This is a genomic window from Sellimonas catena, assembly GCF_027924685.1.
In the GTDB taxonomy this organism is placed as follows: domain Bacteria; phylum Bacillota; class Clostridia; order Lachnospirales; family Lachnospiraceae; genus Sellimonas; species Sellimonas catena.
The window spans coordinates 60713-78336 of the sequence record NZ_BSBO01000011.1 but is presented as its reverse complement, the minus strand read 5'-3'; the positions used below and the strand labels follow the sequence as shown (position 1 = coordinate 78336).

Genomic DNA, 17624 nt, shown 5'->3' with positions numbered 1-17624 from the left:
CACCAAAACACAAAACAGCAGGAAAAATCCTGCTGTTTTTGTATCTTGACAATTTCCTACAGATCAATAAAGTCTATGGAAAAATCATCGTCATCATCATTATTCTGCTCGTTGTTCTTTTTACTACGTCTGGATTTTTTAGACGGCTTTGTATCTTCATAATCCTCTTCAAAGTCATCGTAATCCGAATCATAGTCACTGTCTTCATCAGACTCTTCTTCATCCTCGTAATCGTCTTCGAAGTCCTCATAGTCGTCGTCATAATCCTCAAACTCTTCGTCTTCGGACTCGTCATACTCCTCGAAGTCTTCGTCACCGTACTGCTCAAATTCATCGAACTGCTCTTCAGGCATCTGAATCTCCGGAAGATTTTCCGCGCTCTCTCTGCTCTCGCTTCTGCGCTCCGGTCCTCCCGGTCCGTCGGAACCTTTTTTCTTTGTCAGTTCATCCAGTTCATCATACACATCATCCAGTTCCAGATTTCTGCGGTGAAGCTTCACTGCCAGAATAATAATCAAGAGAAGCAGAACAAGGAATGCAAATCCGGCTCCGATCATCACTACATCCACATGATCCTGTACAAACGTCGAAACTCTTCCGAAAATACCGCTGTCGGAATTTGTACCTGAAGCCGTTGTTGTTACATCATCACCGTAGTACTGATATGTCTGATCGGTAGAATCATAACGGTAAAGCGCACGGTCTCCGGATGCATTCAGCGCGTTCATCAGATAGTATCTGCTGTTTTTGCTGTCCTGCCATGCCGGCAGTGTCTGTGTATCGGAGATATCCAGCTCTACTTCCTGATATCTTGCCGGAAGTGTCACATCTCCTCTGTCACCGAGCAGAATCAGTGTACTGCCGGAAGTCAATGTCACAATCTGAATCGGGGAAGCTGTATTATCTTCGGAATTATAAAGGAAAAACGCTCCGTCATTGTTTCCGTCAAGAAGATAGACCAGCTGTGCACTGCCGTTTTCCCGTGAAGCTCCCGTAACTGTCTCTCCGCCAACTGTAATATCTGCGGAAACAAATCCGGCCGGAAGCTCACTGTCAGGGTAGCTGCTTGCAACTGTGTATTCCGTATCATTGACTGTCAGGGTAACTCCGCTCGCCTGAGCAGTAGTAGAGGAAGATGCAGCCGTTCCGTCTCCTTCTACGATCTGAACATCTGAATATCCCGGAGGATCAAGCAGGTTCAGCGTATCGCCGTTCGCGTCCGTAACTTCCGCGCTCTCCTGTTCCAGTCTGGTCTCACCCTGGATCAAAGCCTCAAACTGCATGTCAAAATCGAGCCGGCTTCCGTCTACAGATCCGGAGTAAACAAGCGTCCCGTCTCCCTGATCTGTCACATTATCATCTCCGCCCACATACCTCATGGCTGTGCTGTCGTAACTCATCGTAAGATCGACCTGGCTGAGATTTCCGTCACGATTCACCACGCTTCCTGTTATGGTGAAAGTCTCACCGACACTGATTCCCTCCAGATCTGTAAAGAAAATCAGCCCATCCGCCGCGTTTACAGCCAGACTGGCACATGGTACTACCAAACATACTGCCAGCAGCATGGCTGCCAATCGTTTCATCAATTTCATATTTGTACCTCTTCTTTCGTCTCAGATTTTATTTACATACATAAGATTATGATACACGTTTTATTATAAAATGTCCAGAAATTCTCTTATTAATTCCCTTACATTTTCCTTAACTTTCTATTGCTCCATTCCCGCAATTAATCTTGCATACATTTCTCTGAGTCCAAACTCGGGTTTCCATCCAAGCCCGCGGAGTTTTCCTGCGTCCAGATGCATTTTCACATCAGGGGCATAGCCGAATGTTCTTGCGTCTTCCGGTATATCAAAAACAACCTTTGATTTCCCTCCTCCGAATTCTTCTGCCACCATTTTTGCCATATCTGCAATGGTAGTTGTCGTCTCCTCGTTGCAGATATTATACGCCTGACCGTTTTCCCCTTTACAGAGAAGAAGTGCGAGAGCCCTGATCACGTCTGTCGTATAACAGTAGTTTCCGTTTGATTTACCTTCTGTATGAAGTACGATATCCTCGCCCTTTACCGCGCTTCTTGCGAACTGGGCGTAGACACGGTTGTCACTTTTCAGCACACCCGCTCCGAATGTCTGGGCAAGTCTGGCAATCCGTACCGGAACTTTGTATTCATCCGCATAGGCAGCACAGAGACATTCTGAAATCCGTTTCCCTTCCGAATAGCTGCTCCGCACATTCAGAACATCAATATACCCCAGATCCTCTTCGGTCACTCTCTCAAGTGAAGGATCCGGCCTCCCGTACATTTCCATTGATGACAGATAGACCATTCCTTTGCACTGTTTCTCCTTTGCAAGTTCCAGAACATGTTTTGTTCCCCGGTAGGATGTCTCAATGGTCTCCACCGGCTGATCCACAAAAAGCTTGGAAGTTGTAACGCTTGCAGTATGGAGAATATAATCAATGTCATCCGGAACTTCAAGCGGTTTTCTTAGATCTCCTTCTACCAATTCCAGATGAGGATTCGTCAGGGCCGCCTCAAATACTTCCTCCGCTTTTTTTCTATTCCGGATCATTCCAATGACAGAAATCTTTGTATCATGCGTTTCGTTGTATCTCAAACATGCTTTTACCGTAAGCGAGCCGATCAGTCCTGTGGCTCCGGTAATCAGAATCCTGCTTCCGGCCAGTTGTTGAAAAAATGGATCTTCTGTGATCCGTTCCATATCTTCCCGAATGATCTGATTCATGATATTCCCTCCGTTTCAAACTCCAAAAAGCTGTGAATTTTCATCCGCTTCAATTAATGCCTTAAACGTATAATAATCCATCGGCGTAGTGATTTTAATATTCTCCATCGGTCCTTCTACAAGATGAAGATCGCTTCCGTAAAAGGACATCATAGATGCCGAATCAATAAATTCTCTTTCTTCTTCTTTCGCCTGTTGATGCCTTTTCAGAATTTCATCCAGATAAAAGCACTGCGGAGCTCTTGCCAGCATACAGTCTGAACGCTCAATGATCTGCTCAACTGTTTTTTTATCACTTGATCTGAAAATTGTCTCAATTGCCGGAGCTGTAGTAATCGCACTCCCGGTTTCCACAACTTTCTGTATACAGTTTGAAATCAGCTCCTTGTTGATCAAAGGTCTGACTCCATCGTGGATCAGGACAATTGCCCTGTCCCCGTCCGCAATTTCCCCGGCGGCACAAAGTCCATGGTAAATGGACTGCTGCCCGGTTTCTCCACCCGGCACAATTTTTTTCACTTTGTCAAGATGATACTTCTCTGTCAGATCTTTTAAAAAAGGAATCCAGTCTTCCACACAGGCAACCGCGATTCCGTCGATTTCACTGTGATTCTGAAAATGCTCCAGTGTATATACGATAATTTCTTTTCCATACAGCCTTAAAAACTGTTTCGGAAGGGCCTTGCTGTTCATTCTTCTGCCGATTCCTCCGGCAAACACTACTGCAATATGTTTCATCTTTCTACCGCACCTTTCCTATCTTTTTCCAAGCCGTTTTTTCAAAAATATAAATCTGACATATACTTTGGAAATACTCAGAAGCGCACTGTATCTGCCCTTTACGAACAGACGGACGACTCCTTTTTTGGTCAGCGGCAGATTCTGATCGGCTCCCTTTTTCTGCACGTCATGGAACACCTTGCTCTTTTTGAGTTTCCGCATAAATGCTGCCACTTCTTCCTGAGACATATCATTGTCTTTTCTGCTGAGCAGCATCAGAAATTCAATCAGATATTCCGCTGATCTTCTGATCCAGTCCGAATGAAAATCGTCACTTTCTTTCAGATGCTGGAACAGACCGTATTCCGCTTCTGCCGACAGCAGTCCGGAATAAAGCATGTTCCGGTTGAATTTCTTGAATGTGCTATGTTCGAAACGCTGGAAATACCGGTAGCCTATATGCGGATTCAGCACCTGTCTCCGTGCAAGCCTGAAGATCTCATAATTGAGTACACGGTCTTCGAATCCGCATTTGATTTCTGTATTGAATTTCAGATGATGCTCCTGCCACCAGCTTCTTCTGTACATTCCATTCCAGATATAACTGAAATAGCGTTCTTTATCCGCAATGGCATAATACCTGGCAGCCTTACTCTGATCGAATACTCTTAACTTTTTGAATACATTCGCACGTTTTTCCACGTATCCGCTTTCAAAAGATTCTTCAATGCTGCATCCGTATTTCACAACATCTGCGTCATATTTTTTTGCAAGCGCATAATTCTCCGACAGCACATGGTCTGCCAGTTCATCATCATTATCAATAAAAACCAGGTACTCTCCTCCGGCGTGCTCCACCGCGAAATTTCTCGTGGCACAGATTCCTTCATTTTCCTTATGAAATACCCGTACTCTCGGATCATCCTGATACCGGTCACAGATGTTTCCACTGTTGTCTTTTGACCCATCGTCCACAAGAAGCAGTTCCATCTCTTCTATATCCTGATTCAAAACACTTTTGATTGCGGTCTCCAGATATTCTTCGGAGTTATACACCGGCATGATCACACTGACTTGTATTCTGCTCATTTTCTTTCCTCCAGATTATTCGTATTTGCGGACTGTCGCTCTTAATTTTCTTTCCAGCAGGGTTTTATAAAATCTGGCAATCATTGTAACCGTTCTGTCATGTCCCTTTACAAATTCATGCAGAATGACCGCTTTCTTCCGGTCCTGTGCCCAGATTCTTTTAAAGAGTTCGCGGCTCATCCCATACTGGAATGCCGGCACATCATGAAGCTTTCTGATATAGCCTGTCCTTTGTTTCATATTCCAGTTACAGTTTCTATGATACAGCTGCACAAGAACCGGAATCAAATGATGCTTGGCACTGCTCAAAAGTGCTTTGTCACTTTTCCGGTCAATTCCCATTTTTTCCAGTACTTTCTCTTCAATCACGGCCGAACGGACCAGCCCGTTCAGACTTTCAATATTAAATACACTGGATGTACTGGTAGCATATCTCTCATAGTGTTTAAAATATACACCGGTGTTAGTCGCAAAACGGTTTACACAAGCCAGGAACTCAAGACAAAAAGCAGTATCTTCCTCTCCCTGTTTGAACTCGGTTCTGAAATGAATCTGATGCTTCTGGATCACTTCCCTCCGGAACAGCCCGTCCCATACAGGGGAAAATACATTCTTATCCCTGAGTTCGAAATATGCTTTTTTCAGTTCTTCACGGTCATAAAATTTCTTCTGCAGTTCTCTGACATCCTTTTTCAGAAGATTCCCGTTTTCATCGATCGTCTCCGCAATACGGCCTGATTTTACAAGATCCGCATCGTATTCTTTTGCCACTTCATAATTGTCGCTCAGCCACCCCGGAAGACAGTCATCATCCTGATCGGCAAATGCAATATACTCTCCTCTGGCTGCATTCAGACCGGTATTCCTTGCCCCGCATATGCCCTGATTTTTCTGATGGATCACTCTGACTCTCGGATCCATCTGCGCAAATTCATCACACATTTTCGCAGAGCCATCTTTTGATCCGTCATTAACCAGAATCAGTTCCAAATCATCCAGGGACTGATCCAATATTGTTTTTACCGTTGTTTCTAAAAATTTTTCGCCGTTGTACACCGGCATGATTACACTTACTTTCATCATCAATCTTCCTCTGGATTTACCTGTTTTGAATTCTGTTTTTAACTTCCTGAATCATCACTTTTATAAAATCCCGTTTCCAGATTACGTATATGATATACATACACAGATACAGAACGGTTGAAAGCCAGGATTCTATATTCCAGCTCAGAAGAATAAATCCTCCTGCCAGAACACATTCGGCAGTCATGTCTTTCCACAAAGAGAAACGAAGAGTTTTTGCCAGCAGGCTTTCTCCGATACAGCAGCGGATTCCCATCAGTACCGGAAGCATTGCAATCGCCAGTGTCAGATTATCCAGCACATAAACCGAAATTCCGGTTGCCACCAGTGTAATCGCCACGGAAATCCAGTTGATAATCATAAACTCTTTTTCTTTTCTCAATGCTTTTAAATATGTGCTGATCAGCAGCGTTAATTTGCTTTCAAATACACACATCGGGAACAGCAGTGCCATATACCGGAGACTTTCCGCATATTTCGGAAGCCACCAGGACAGTATGACACGCGCCGGATAATAGATAATCAGAAGTCCCAGAACGAAAATCATCAGAATATTTCTCATCTTCACATAAATTTCAACATAATGATTTTCATCCATGTTTTTCAGCATCGGATAGATTACAATGCTGACAGCACTGATAAAGGCAAGCAGCAGATTAGATGCTGTAATTGTCAGTGATACCCTTCCGAAAACTTCAACGGACCAGTGGTTCTCTATCGCAAATCTGACAATACCGACAAGGAGCTGGCCTGCAATATTGGCAATCATCAGTTTAATACCGATGGACACATTATCCCATGCCTCACGGATCCCGCCTGCCCAGTCAAGCATTTTCCCCTTCACGATATCTTTACATTCTCTTGAAAGCAGAACAAGAGTCAGACCTCTTGCAAACAGATCTGCCCCTATCAGTATCTGAAAGCTTCTGACACCCGCAATAAGAAATCCGATCACCAGAAGCGCGTGTACAATTTTTTCCAAAAGGTAGTTTCTGGCATAGTCTACAATTCTGTTTGTCGTCTGCAGAAGATACTGAAGAAATGTCCTCGGAATCTGAAGCACACAGCATAATGCCACTGCCAGAAGGACCATTTCCCGGTTTGAATCCTCGCTGAACAGAATTGTACAACCTGCGAAAACCGCTGCAAGCACAATTTCAAAAATTGTCAAAAGCCAGAACTGTGAGTGAAAATAGCCTTTATCCAGCTCTTCATACTTTTTCCCGCCAAACTTCAAATATACTCCGTCTGCCCATCCGAAGTGGAAGAAACCGACATAAGATGCATAAAACAGATACAGCTGCCAGTATGAATATTCTTTCACTCCAAGTATTTTCGGAACAAACAGCACCAGAATCAAAGAAACCAGAGTGTTTGTCCCGTTTGCCACTACGGAATATGATAGGTTTTTAATTAGTTTTCCTGTTTTCATATCCTACGCCCTTTTTTCGTTGTCTATATTCTTTCAGAAGCTGCGGAATTTTTAATACCACTAAATAGCTGACAATCATATAAATAAACAGATTTACAGTTCCAACCGCAACATATGCAGAAAAGAACTTTTCTTCTATGGCCTGAATAACCAGCGGATACGCAAAGATCGCATATACAATCATCGGGCCTTCCGACGACTGTTTCTTCACGAAGTTATAAAAGAATCCATAGAATACTCCCAGATAGAACTGTACAATATAAAGTCCCACATAGCCAAAATCATTAATATATCTTCTCAGCGAAGTAAATACATTCCCTTCCACACCGTTAAAACTGATAAATTCCAGTGCCATGTTCATGCTGACATCACTCATTCCCAGTTTATTCAGCACGGCATAAACTCCGTACAAAGTTTCACTTCCAACGATCTGTGAAACCGGAATATGATTTGCGATGTAATGATCCAGAGACGGAATCGAAAGTCCCGTATAAAACGCGATCGTATCCACAATAGAAGCCAGATTAAACCGGTTTGCAGCCATCCCGAGGAAAATAAACAGTACAAGGAAAAGCGCAAGCGCTCCCCCGCCAACAAGAGCAATCTTCCAGATATTAATACTTTTCCAACGGTTCTTTTTACTGCACATCAAAAGATACAGCATGAGATAGTACGCAATCCACTCGATGGCAAATCCACGGGTCACTGTTCCAACCGCATAGATGCCAAATCCCAGCACAACGGGAACGGCATAGAGACAGTCAGTCTTTTTGAATCTGCGGTACACAAAATTGTGGAGAGCCGCCCATCCGAAAATATAAGATAGCGCCTTTGAAAAAACAAGAATATGATTCAGCCCTCTGCTTCTGCTGTAGCCTTCCTGCAAGGTCATTCTTCTTGCATAGGTCATCATTGCTCCGTATCCTTCCGCATTTCCGCCCTGTACTGACAATGCATAAATTGTACGGAAGGCGTATAGAAGAAATACACACATAAGAAGAATAATGACAATCGTGAGTCCCGTCGGTATCTCAACTCTGTCCAGACGGATTTCCGGCTCTTTCTTAAACAGGCACCCGCAGACTTTTTTTGAAAAGACCTCTCCAGCCCCGAATATAAGAAGCGCGGAAATAATAATAAATACCGTCACATATGACAGGGAAAACTGCCATTTTGACATATAAACTACTGCTACTCCGGTACTGATCAAAAACATGATCGTGGAAACAGCAAACGGAGACAAAATATCCTTTCTGGATATGATCAGGGCTATGATCAGCAGGAGACATAACGCTGCCAACAATACATAACTGCTCATAAGCATCCCTTCTCCTTTGCCTATCTTGCCTTCTTATCGCTTCTGATAACCTTGATTCCGAAATACGTTGCTGATACAAGGATACCAAGAACCGCACCTACGCCCAGTTCTAAAATCGTATTGACCTTTTCTTCTCCCTGCGTAAAGATCGGCTCCTCGTTCATAATTTCCTTAGCAACATCATACTTAATATTTTCATCTGAAAGCGCCGCAATGGATCCTGCATATTCCACATAAGAGTTAATTACTTCCCTTGCAGCCTCCTTCTGGCTTTCCACACTGTCCTCTGTAACCTCTGTGTTATAAGTAATATTATACATAGTAGATGTGGCCAGTCTCTGAAGCCGGATATTTTCATTGATCCATTCCTTTTTGGATTTGGCATTTTTATCATCCCACTCAGGATCCAGAGTGCGGATTGCATCTCCCTGATCCAGAAGCTCCACACAGTCACTGAGCAGATCTTCATTCTGCCATACACTCACATAATCATAAACAGATGCTGTTCCGTCTCCAAGATATGTATATGTAGTAATATCAAATTTCAGGACAGCGCCCACTGTCAGATTTTCTCTTTGTTCTTTTACATCATTATTCTGGGCAAATCTCATTACTCCAAAGGCAACTGCTGTTACCAAAACAAAAACTATGACCATTTTCAGCCAGCATTTTTTTAATATTTTTCCTGCTGTTTTCATACTTTCTCCTTACTGTCTTTTGATAAATTGTATTATTTTCCTGCATACTATCTCAGATGCGTGTCCGCTTTCTGTGTCTCCAAGAAGTTCATGATGCTTCCGGATCTTTTCCCGGCTTTCCTCGTCGTCGTATTCCCGGATCAGCCTCTGGAGCTCCGGATTGGTCTTTGCGATCGGGAATGCCCATGTTGCCGGATCAGAATAGAAATTCCGTTCCTGCTCATATTTGTCAAAATCCGGAGCAAATAAAAATCCCGGTTTCTTTGTCAGTGAGTAATCCCATATCGTGGAAGAATAATCTGTAATAAATACATCCACTGTATACAGAAGCTCCTGCATATCCGGATAATCACCGGCATCAATGCAGCCGTCCGTTTTTACATGTTCCACAAAATGATGTTTTCTCATGAGAAAGACCCACTCACCGCCGAATCTGTCCTGCAGCGCTTTGAGGCAGCCTTCCACATCGATCTCAAGATCAAAATTGGCATTTCCTTCCACACCACGGTATGTCGGTGCAAACAATACGATTTTCTTTTCCGGATCCAGGCCGAAATACCGGTATACTTTTCCTTTGATATCTTTGTCAGTTCCATTGATAAGGAAATCATTTCTTGGCATTCCACATTCAAGAAACCGATCCGTCGGGACTGCCTTTGCAATATGCATGACCTCCGTAAATTTTTTGCATCCGGATAAAAAGACGTCCGTCTGACCGCCGCAGATCCGGTTGATCTTCACTTCCGGGTCATTCGGATCCGGAATGGTATCTCCTCCAACTCTTTTATATGCTCCTCCTCCATGCCAGGTATTAATAAAGCACTGGCTTTTCCGTTTCGGGATAAAACTTCCGATCCCGTCATTACTGATAATAATCCCTGATGTCAGCATATAGTAAATGGAGGCGGCTGTATGCGGTTTTACATACTTTACCCGGTCCATCGGTTCCGCCTCTTTGTCATATTCCCAGATGTACTCAAATATACCCGGATACTTTTCCCGCATATATTCAAATATATACCACGGGTTACAGGAAAGCGAAGTTCCTCTGTTTGCTGAAAGGTATATTCTTCTCTTTTTCACCGGTATCAAATATATCCCTTTGCAGACAAATCTCAGAATGTACACAATCCACAGTTTGATGTGTTTCATAGATTCACCCTTACTTTCTTTTGATTTTTTCAAACAGAAGAGGCCCGTATTTTCTGGCCTCATATACACCTTTTCCAAGAAGCAGACAGGATTGGATTCTTTTTTTATTCAGGCTGTTCTGCAGAAGCTTCAGTGCCGGATTTTCCACCCTGCACATTGCTGCCGTTCTCAGATACAGTTCATCCCTGGCCACGCAATGTACCCATGTCTTTTGCTGGCTTCCTTTCATCTTTGACTGCGGATCTGCGTTCCGCATCAGTCCGGAAAGAATGTATCTCAGATAAATTACTCCGAGTATATCTACTGCTTCTTCAAGAATGTCTCTCCTCTGACAGAAGCGGTACATTTCATAAACTCTCCGTCTGCTGAGTTCAAAATACTCCTTTACAAACTTTGTAGTAATGCTCCCGTTAAACCGTTTATTATAAATGTATCCTGCTGTATCGACTGCCGCCAGCGATTCTGAATGTTCCAGCATTCTTATTGTAAAAAAGAAATCTTCATAGAGCACTGCTTTCTCAAAACGGATTTCATATTTTTCCGCAGTCTCTCTTCTGTACAATTTATTCCACTGGTATCCCAGCAGTGTATTCTTTTCCAGTGTCAATGCCTCAGACGCAATCTCCCTTTTTTCTTTCCAAATCCCTTTTTCCGGCAGAATCGGGTTCTCGGAAACAACGTCGCCGTCTGAGTTGTAAAACCGCTCTGTTGCTCCCCAGACGATCATATCAACCCGGCCGTCTTCCGAAGCGTCCACCGCTTTTTTATACAGCCCTGTCTCGATGATATCGTCCGCATCCATAAATGCAAGGTATCTGCCTGACGCCGCCTGAATTCCACGGTTTCTTGCCATTCCGGCTCCGATATTTTCTTTCAGCTGTATCAGACGTACCCGCTCGTCCTGTTCCACATATCTTTTGCAGACTTCACGGCTGTTGTCACTGGAACAGTCATCGACAACAATCAGCTCCAGATCACGAAAACTCTGATTTAAAACGCTTTCGATACTGTCAGCAAGATAGTCCTGTGCATTATACACCGGCATCACCACACTGATCCACGGTTGTCTCTTTTCCATTATCTTCCCGCCTTTAATTTTGTAAACAGTTTCGTGTTCTTTGTTTTTACAAATGTAATCACTTTCGCCTCAAGATAAGTAAGCCATGTGCTCTTCCAGCGTACCGGCAAAAGCATTACCTTCATATAGGAAGATCTTGGTCTCGCGATTCTGACCATTTTCTCTACTCTTGGATTTGCCAGCATCTTTTTGATCTCGTCCCGTTTTTCTTTTTCTGTCATATCACATTTCGGGTTGGTGACATTTTCCACGCATCCGATAAAGCGTTCAATATATCTTCTGGCGATCATCTCTTTGCTTCTCGCGTCTCCGACATGCCATTCCTTATAAAGATCCATCATCCAGCCATGTTCTTCTTCCCGTTTTTCGTACATTCCCGGGCGGTAAGCCGCTGTCTCGGATTCGGAACGTGCCCGGAGAAAATGGTAGTACTGTCTGTGAGTCACTGTCACCCGTTCTACGTTTCTTACAATGCTGACATTAAACGGGAAATCATCCCAGAATGTTTCCGGAAACCGAAGATTGTTTTCCATGATGTATCTGGATTCAAAAAGCTTGTTCCACGGTGTGTAGAGCAGGTTTTTATCGAACAGTTTGTAGGCATTGCGGCGGAAAGACTCTTTGTCCGGATATACGGCATCCTCCACCACATAGTCATCTGTCACATAATTCTCTTTATCGTAGTAGGTATCGATATAAAATCCTGCCACGACAAGCTGAGCGTTATCACGTTTTGCAAGCTTGTACATATCTTCCAGCATGGTCGGCTCTGCCCAGTCATCGGAATCCATGAAATACATGTATTCCCCTTTTGCAATATCAATTGCTGTATTTCTGGCACTTGGAGCTCCCCCGTTTTCTTTATGGATCACATGAATTCTCTCATCTTCTGCGGCATAGGCATCGCAGATTTCACCGCTCCGGTCCGGAGTTCCGTCATCGACGATCAAAAATTCCCAGTCTTTTAATGTCTGGGCCTGAATGCTCTCAATCGCCTTTCCTACATATTCTTCTACCTTATAGACAGGCATAATGACACTGACTTTGATTTTATTTTCTCCCATAATCACGCTCTCCTACTGTAATTCTTTTTCCACAAGCTGAAATGCGGATTCAATCACTTTGTCCATGTCATAATATTTGTACTCCGCAAGTCTTCCGCCAAGAAGCAGATGTTCCTCATCCGCAAGGTTTCTGTATTTCTGATAAAGTTCCTGATTTTTATCGTCATTAACCGGATAATACGGCTCCATACCCTCTTCCCAGTCGGTCGGATATTCTTTGGTAATCACAGTTTTCTCCTGAGTTCCAAATTCAAAATGCTTATGCTCAATAATCCGGGTATACGGAGTTTCTCTGTCGGTATAATTGACAACCGCCACACCCTGATGATTTTTCTCATCAAGCACTTCCGTCTCAAATTTCAGACTCCGGTACTCCAGCTTTCCAAAACGATATCCGTAATATGCATCCAGCATTCCGGTATAGAGTACCTTTTCACCCAGTGCATTGTATTTCTCTTTTTCCTCGTTATAGTCAACGCCAACCTCTACATCGCATCCTTCAAACAGAGCGTTAATCAAAACATTGTACCCGCCGATCGGAATTCCCTGATAAAGATCGTTAAAATAGTTATTATCGTAGGTATATCTCACCGGAAGGCGCTTAATGATAAACGCCGGAAGATCTTTACAGTCTCTGCCCCACTGTTTTTCCGTGTATCCTTTGATGAGTTTTTTATAAATATCCTCTCCTACAAGGCTGATGGCCTGCTCCTCCAGGTTTTTCGGTTCTCCCTTGACTGCGGCCTTCTGTCTGTTGATGATTTCTTCCGCCTCTTTTGGAGTCGCAATTCCCCACATCTTACTGAAAGTATTCATATTGAACGGCATATTGTAAATTTCGCCTTTGTAGTTTGCGACAGGAGAATTCGTATAACGGTTAAACTCTACAAGAGAATTGACAAAATCCCATACTTTCCTGTTGCTTGTATGGAAAATATGGGCGCCATATTTGTGTACATGAATTCCCTCGATATCCTCACAGTAAAGATTCCCTCCGAGAGTTTCTCTTTTTTCCACAATCAGGCAGGTCTTCCCTGCTTTTTTTGCAAAGTACGCAAAAGTACCTGCAAATAACCCTCCGCCTACAATCACATAATCATACTTTTTCATATCCTGTTATTCCTCCGCTTCCGTTTCTTCTGCTTCTTTAAAAATATATTGACTTGTTTCGCCTGTCCGGAACGCCTCCGTGCTGTCCGATTTCAGAAGGACAATCGCCGTCTGGAAAATCAGCTGAATATCGCGCAAAATATTGAATTCTTCAATATAGATCATGTCCATGATCAGCTTGTCTTTTGGTGATGTATTATATTTCCCCGCAATCTGCGCATATCCGGTCAGTCCCGCCTTCACCCGGAGTCTGTAACGGAATTCCGGAAGTTCTTCCTCGTACGCCTCCACATTTTCCAGCATCTCCGGACGAGGTCCTACAAAACTCATATCCCCTTTTAAGATATTGATCAGCTGAGGCAGCTCGTCCATCCGGATTTTCCTAAGAATTCTTCCCGGTTTGGTAATCCGGTCATCGTCATCTGTTACAGAGTGATTTTCTACATTTTCTTTCATCGTCCGGAATTTGTACACTTCAAAAACACGTCCGTTTAATGTCGCACGCTTCTGCTTGAAAAAAATGTGTCCTCCATCATATGCTTTGATCGCAATTGCACTGACAATCCAGATTGGAGAAGTTACGATTCCAAGAACAATCGCAAGAGACATATCCAGAAGTTTCTTCATAACACGCTGTTCCATCGTCCAGGCTTTGACATTGGCATTCAGAACGGAAACATCGTCCAGAAGATAGTATTTGGCACTCATCTCAACAATATCCTCGATTTCCGGATTAAAATAAATATTGATCTTATACTTATAACAAAATCTTACTATTTTACTTCTGACCTCAAGCGGAACGTCATGAATAAACACGGTATCGGCTTTCTTTACCGTCTCAAGAAGATGTCTATCTCTATAGTCCATGATATAGTCGATTTTATACTGTTTTTTATATTTCAGAATTCCTCTTACAATATTATCAAGGCTTTCCTGAGAAGATGTTACGATACAGCAGCTCTCCGGCTTGTGAATCGTAAAAAACAGTCCGTTTCCGGCATACGCAAAGATGATAATAATAATGACCTGAACAATAAAACTCAAAATCAGAGACCCGATGCTGTCGAGCCGGAATGCATAAATGCTTGGAGTAATCGTATTCATAATCATCAGCTGAATATACGTCACAATGTCCGTGAACAAAACAGCCAGAGAAAGTGAATAGATGATCGGTTTACTCTTTCTCCGGCCTACATCATACTTGCCGTAAATGCTGAGAAACAAAAGCCCTACAATGCAGTATGTGGAAAACGTAATTCCCATCGTTCTGGAAAGTACGCCGAGAGCCTTATTTTCTCTGGACATAATAAACATAAAGGTGCCCATCAATAAAATATATAGCAACAATTTGATGCACAGCCACATGGTTGACTCAAATTTTTTCAGTTCTCGTTTCATAAAACACCTCTCTGGTCTACAAACTTCCTATATTATATAAGATTTCCATACTTTCCGCAAGTTTTTAGACCTTAAAAATTTCTTATCTTGTAATAATTTTGTAACACTTTTTTCTCAAAATCCTTTCTAAGCCTTTATCTTTTCCAATGTATTGTCATACTTTTCTTCATTTATCAATTTTCTGAAATTTTTGTGAAAATAAAAAACAAGGAGAATCCCGTAAAAGATTTCTCCTTGTTTTCCTCGTTTACTGTATTACCATTGCATTTCTGTTCATGGTCCTATACGCTTTTTCAAAACTCGAAAAGCTGTATTCTACTTTTCCCCGGATAGGATCATTGACTTTTACCACTTTTCTGTTTTTATCATAGCCGGTCAGAACGACACAGTGGGCTCTGGACGGCCAGTAAAAGGTAACACCATTTTTTCTTCCTGCCCGGAACCATGTCGTACTTCCCATATTGAGGGTTCCCCACACAACAACCGGCATTCCCTTGTCAATATACTGAAACAGTCCTTCAAGCGATGTTCCGGTAATATTTTTGGCAGATCTGTTTTTCACGTTGACCGCCTTGAAATAGTTCGCCGCCGTCTGGCAGATCACCGGGGCCCAGCATCCATAACCGCCTGTCAGTGAGCCCGGATTCCCCATATAGGCCGCATATGGATTTGTGGAATGAAGCGGCCCTCTTGGAAGATATTTATTACAGACATCATTTGTCGTCAGCATATACCCATAATACCGAAGTACCATATATAAAGAAATTGCCTCACACCCGTTCGGATACTTTGGATTCTGATAGGTCAAAGGTACATTTAATGACTTCTTCCCCGTATACTGTTTATAGTATCCTGAATTTGCCGGAGCATTTCCTCCTTTGGGAACCATCTGGATCTGGAGTGCCTCCATACGATATCCGTATCCTGTCGTTCCGGCACTCTGACCATTTTTCGCCCACCCAAGCCAGCCAAAATTCTGGACATGGGCACGGTAGTAAATATCGTAGTACTTTGCGATCTCTCCGGTCAGTTGAATCTGAACCGCCTCCATACGAAGCGCCCTGCCGGTTGTCCCCGCAAGGGCTCCATTCTGTTTCCAGCCCTGCCAGCCGATATTCTGCACATGGGCGCGGTACTGAATTCCTCCGGATCTTCCATTCATGGCTGCATTCGTCAACCGGATTTTCAAAGCTTCCATCCGAAGACTCTTCCCGACCGTACCAAGAATCTGATTATTTGTGACTTCACGGGTATTCCCGATATTCTGCACATGACCGGAATACTTCAGATTTCCCGTGCTGTACCCTTTACAAAACGCATTTCCGGCTGTTCCCGGTGCCGGATCACCTTTTTTGACCAGACAGATTTTCATTGCCTCCATCCGATAGTAAAAAGCTTCGGTTCCGGCGCTCTCACCGTTTTTCGCCCAGCCAAGCCACCCAAGCTGCTGAACATGAGCAGAATAGTATACATCATAATATCTGGCAAGTTCTCCCGTCAGCTCAATCTGGATCGCTTCCATTCTGAGCGACTTTCCTTTCGTACCTGCCAGTTCACCATTTTGTTTCCAGCCCTGCCAGCCGATATTCTGGACGTGGGCGCGGTACCGGATTCCTCCGGACGGACAACCGGATTCCCCGGCTCCTTTTATAGTCAGCCTGAGACCTTCCATCCGCTTTTTCTCTCCGGTCGTTCCAATCAACTTTCCAGAACCCGTTGTCGTCCGGTCGCCGTATATCTGAATATGTGCTGTGGCGGATAATGCGGAAGATGGAAGTCCTTTTACAAAATATCCCTGATTTTCTCCAGGCGCTTCGCTTCCTTTCTCCACCAGGAAGATCCGAATTGCTTCGACCTGCCGTGAAAAAGCTTCTGTTCCGGAGCTCTGTCCGTTCTTCGCCCAGCCGAGCCAGCCGATGTTCTGGACATAGGTTGTATAATACACGTCATACTGCTCTTTTATTTCACCTGTCAATTCGATCTGTACTGCTTCCATCCGAAGGGATTGTCCCTTTGTTCCGGCATAATCGTCATCACTGACCCAGTCCATCCAGCCGATATTCTGTACATGGGCCCGGTACCGGATTCCTCCGGCAGGCTGTTCCTCCCCTTCTTTTGTATAAAGCTTTATGGAAATCCCCTCTATTCTCTGTCCGGATCCCGGCCGGCCCGCCACAGCACCGTCCATCACGGGTTTTTCCATATTACTCTGTCCGGATATCTGATAAGACACGCCTGCCACCGGTTCTTCCAGACTCTGTGTCAGCAGATCCTGCTCTTCCTCTGCCGCTTCTTCTGTCTGACCTTCTGCATCCATATCCGGAGTTGTTTCATCTGTGTCTTCCGGGATTTCTCCATCCGGAAGAGTCTCTGTTTCCCCGCCTGTCTTGCCAGCTTCCTCTTCACCGGCTCCGGCTTCCGGGTCCTGTTCCTCAGTGCTTCCGGCATCATCCTGGCTGCTGTCAGTATCATCCTGAACAGAATCCGGGGCATCTGCGTCTTCCGCCGGATCCATATCCGGATTTTCACCGGATTCTGCCATGTCTCCCTGATCCGTCAGATCTGTCTCCTGATTTTCCTGCGTTTCTTCCACAGTACCAACTGTCTTTTCCTGTGCAGGCATCTGGTCTGTTCCGGCGGCCGATGCCGGAACAAGCTGTCCTCCTGCCAGTGTCAGAGCCAGAATACACGCTATGAACCGTTTTTTCTGTTTTCTCATTTTCCGC

Annotated in this window: 14 protein-coding genes; all 14 read right to left on the bottom strand. The window is 43.9% G+C overall.

What is annotated here, in order from left to right; genetic code table 11:
* Positions 1-56: 56 nt before the first annotated feature.
* Complete coding sequence (locus tag Selli1_RS06785) at positions 57-1595, bottom strand: cohesin domain-containing protein (protein ID WP_281872556.1); 1539 nt, start codon at positions 1593-1595, stop codon at positions 57-59.
* Positions 1596-1712: 117 nt separating this feature from the next.
* On the bottom strand, positions 1713-2756 hold the full coding sequence (locus Selli1_RS06780; RefSeq protein ID WP_087252545.1) for an NAD-dependent epimerase/dehydratase family protein: 1044 nt from the start codon (positions 2754-2756) through the stop codon (positions 1713-1715).
* Between the two features lie 15 nt (positions 2757-2771).
* Positions 2772-3494 carry an IspD/TarI family cytidylyltransferase gene (locus Selli1_RS06775; protein WP_281872554.1) on the bottom strand — a complete coding sequence of 241 codons (723 nt, stop codon included), beginning with the start codon at positions 3492-3494 and terminating at the stop codon, positions 2772-2774.
* Between the two features lie 18 nt (positions 3495-3512).
* Complete coding sequence (locus tag Selli1_RS06770) at positions 3513-4565, bottom strand: glycosyltransferase family 2 protein (RefSeq protein WP_087252543.1); 1053 nt, start codon at positions 4563-4565, stop codon at positions 3513-3515.
* A gap of 15 nt (positions 4566-4580) precedes the next feature.
* Positions 4581-5648 carry a glycosyltransferase family 2 protein gene (locus Selli1_RS06765; protein WP_138372390.1) on the bottom strand — a complete coding sequence of 356 codons (1068 nt, stop codon included), beginning with the start codon at positions 5646-5648 and terminating at the stop codon, positions 4581-4583.
* A 16-nt stretch (positions 5649-5664) separates the two neighbouring features.
* Positions 5665-7080 carry a lipopolysaccharide biosynthesis protein gene (locus tag Selli1_RS06760; protein ID WP_281872553.1) on the bottom strand — a complete coding sequence of 472 codons (1416 nt, stop codon included), beginning with the start codon at positions 7078-7080 and terminating at the stop codon, positions 5665-5667.
* On the bottom strand, positions 7058-8398 hold the full coding sequence (locus Selli1_RS06755; RefSeq protein WP_158099225.1) for an O-antigen polymerase: 1341 nt from the start codon (positions 8396-8398) through the stop codon (positions 7058-7060). Before Selli1_RS06755 ends, Selli1_RS06760 begins: the two co-directional genes overlap by 23 nt.
* Positions 8399-8418: 20 nt before the next feature.
* Positions 8419-9096, bottom strand: coding sequence for a hypothetical protein (locus Selli1_RS06750; protein ID WP_191434175.1), 678 nt, complete (start codon positions 9094-9096; stop codon positions 8419-8421).
* A gap of 9 nt (positions 9097-9105) precedes the next feature.
* A complete protein-coding gene (locus Selli1_RS06745; protein ID WP_182466479.1) occupies positions 9106-10248 on the bottom strand; it encodes a CDP-glycerol glycerophosphotransferase family protein in 1143 nt (380 codons plus the stop codon).
* Between the two features lie 10 nt (positions 10249-10258).
* Positions 10259-11326, bottom strand: a complete 1068-nt coding sequence (locus tag Selli1_RS06740; RefSeq protein WP_281872552.1) for a glycosyltransferase family 2 protein — start codon at positions 11324-11326, stop codon at positions 10259-10261.
* Entirely contained in the window at positions 11326-12390 is a 1065-nt protein-coding gene (locus Selli1_RS06735; RefSeq protein ID WP_087168353.1) for a glycosyltransferase family 2 protein, read from the bottom strand. The genes Selli1_RS06740 and Selli1_RS06735 overlap by 1 nt, the downstream gene beginning before the upstream one ends.
* A gap of 12 nt (positions 12391-12402) precedes the next feature.
* Positions 12403-13500 (bottom strand): UDP-galactopyranose mutase, encoded by a 1098-nt coding sequence (gene glf, locus Selli1_RS06730; RefSeq protein WP_281872551.1) that lies wholly within the window; start codon positions 13498-13500, stop codon positions 12403-12405.
* 6 nt (positions 13501-13506) lie between these two features.
* The gene (locus tag Selli1_RS06725) at positions 13507-14898 is read right to left on the bottom strand and encodes a sugar transferase (RefSeq protein WP_087168355.1); all 1392 of its coding nucleotides are present in this window, start codon (positions 14896-14898) and stop codon (positions 13507-13509) included.
* Between the two features lie 247 nt (positions 14899-15145).
* Positions 15146-17617 carry a C39 family peptidase gene (locus Selli1_RS06720; protein WP_281872549.1) on the bottom strand — a complete coding sequence of 824 codons (2472 nt, stop codon included), beginning with the start codon at positions 17615-17617 and terminating at the stop codon, positions 15146-15148.
* Positions 17618-17624: the final 7 nt, after the last annotated feature.

Excerpts from the sequence above, each read along its gene's own strand:
- Selli1_RS06785 (WP_281872556.1), bottom strand. The coding sequence starts at position 1,595 with ATGAAATTGATGAAACGATTGGCAGCCATGCTGCTGGCAGTATGTTTG.
- Selli1_RS06780 (WP_087252545.1), bottom strand. The coding sequence starts at position 2,756 with ATGAATCAGATCATTCGGGAAGATATGGAACGGATCACAGAAGATCCA.
- Selli1_RS06775 (WP_281872554.1), bottom strand. The coding sequence starts at position 3,494 with ATGAAACATATTGCAGTAGTGTTTGCCGGAGGAATCGGCAGAAGAATG.
- Selli1_RS06770 (WP_087252543.1), bottom strand. The coding sequence starts at position 4,565 with ATGAGCAGAATACAAGTCAGTGTGATCATGCCGGTGTATAACTCCGAA.
- Selli1_RS06765 (WP_138372390.1), bottom strand. The coding sequence starts at position 5,648 with ATGATGAAAGTAAGTGTAATCATGCCGGTGTACAACGGCGAAAAATTT.
- Selli1_RS06760 (WP_281872553.1), bottom strand. The coding sequence starts at position 7,080 with ATGAAAACAGGAAAACTAATTAAAAACCTATCATATTCCGTAGTGGCA.
- Selli1_RS06755 (WP_158099225.1), bottom strand. The coding sequence starts at position 8,398 with ATGAGCAGTTATGTATTGTTGGCAGCGTTATGTCTCCTGCTGATCATA.
- Selli1_RS06750 (WP_191434175.1), bottom strand. The coding sequence starts at position 9,096 with ATGAAAACAGCAGGAAAAATATTAAAAAAATGCTGGCTGAAAATGGTC.
- Selli1_RS06745 (WP_182466479.1), bottom strand. The coding sequence starts at position 10,248 with ATGAAACACATCAAACTGTGGATTGTGTACATTCTGAGATTTGTCTGC.
- Selli1_RS06740 (WP_281872552.1), bottom strand. The coding sequence starts at position 11,326 with ATGGAAAAGAGACAACCGTGGATCAGTGTGGTGATGCCGGTGTATAAT.
- Selli1_RS06735 (WP_087168353.1), bottom strand. The coding sequence starts at position 12,390 with ATGGGAGAAAATAAAATCAAAGTCAGTGTCATTATGCCTGTCTATAAG.
- glf (WP_281872551.1), bottom strand. The coding sequence starts at position 13,500 with ATGAAAAAGTATGATTATGTGATTGTAGGCGGAGGGTTATTTGCAGGT.
- Selli1_RS06725 (WP_087168355.1), bottom strand. The coding sequence starts at position 14,898 with ATGAAACGAGAACTGAAAAAATTTGAGTCAACCATGTGGCTGTGCATC.
- Selli1_RS06720 (WP_281872549.1), bottom strand. The coding sequence starts at position 17,617 with ATGAGAAAACAGAAAAAACGGTTCATAGCGTGTATTCTGGCTCTGACA.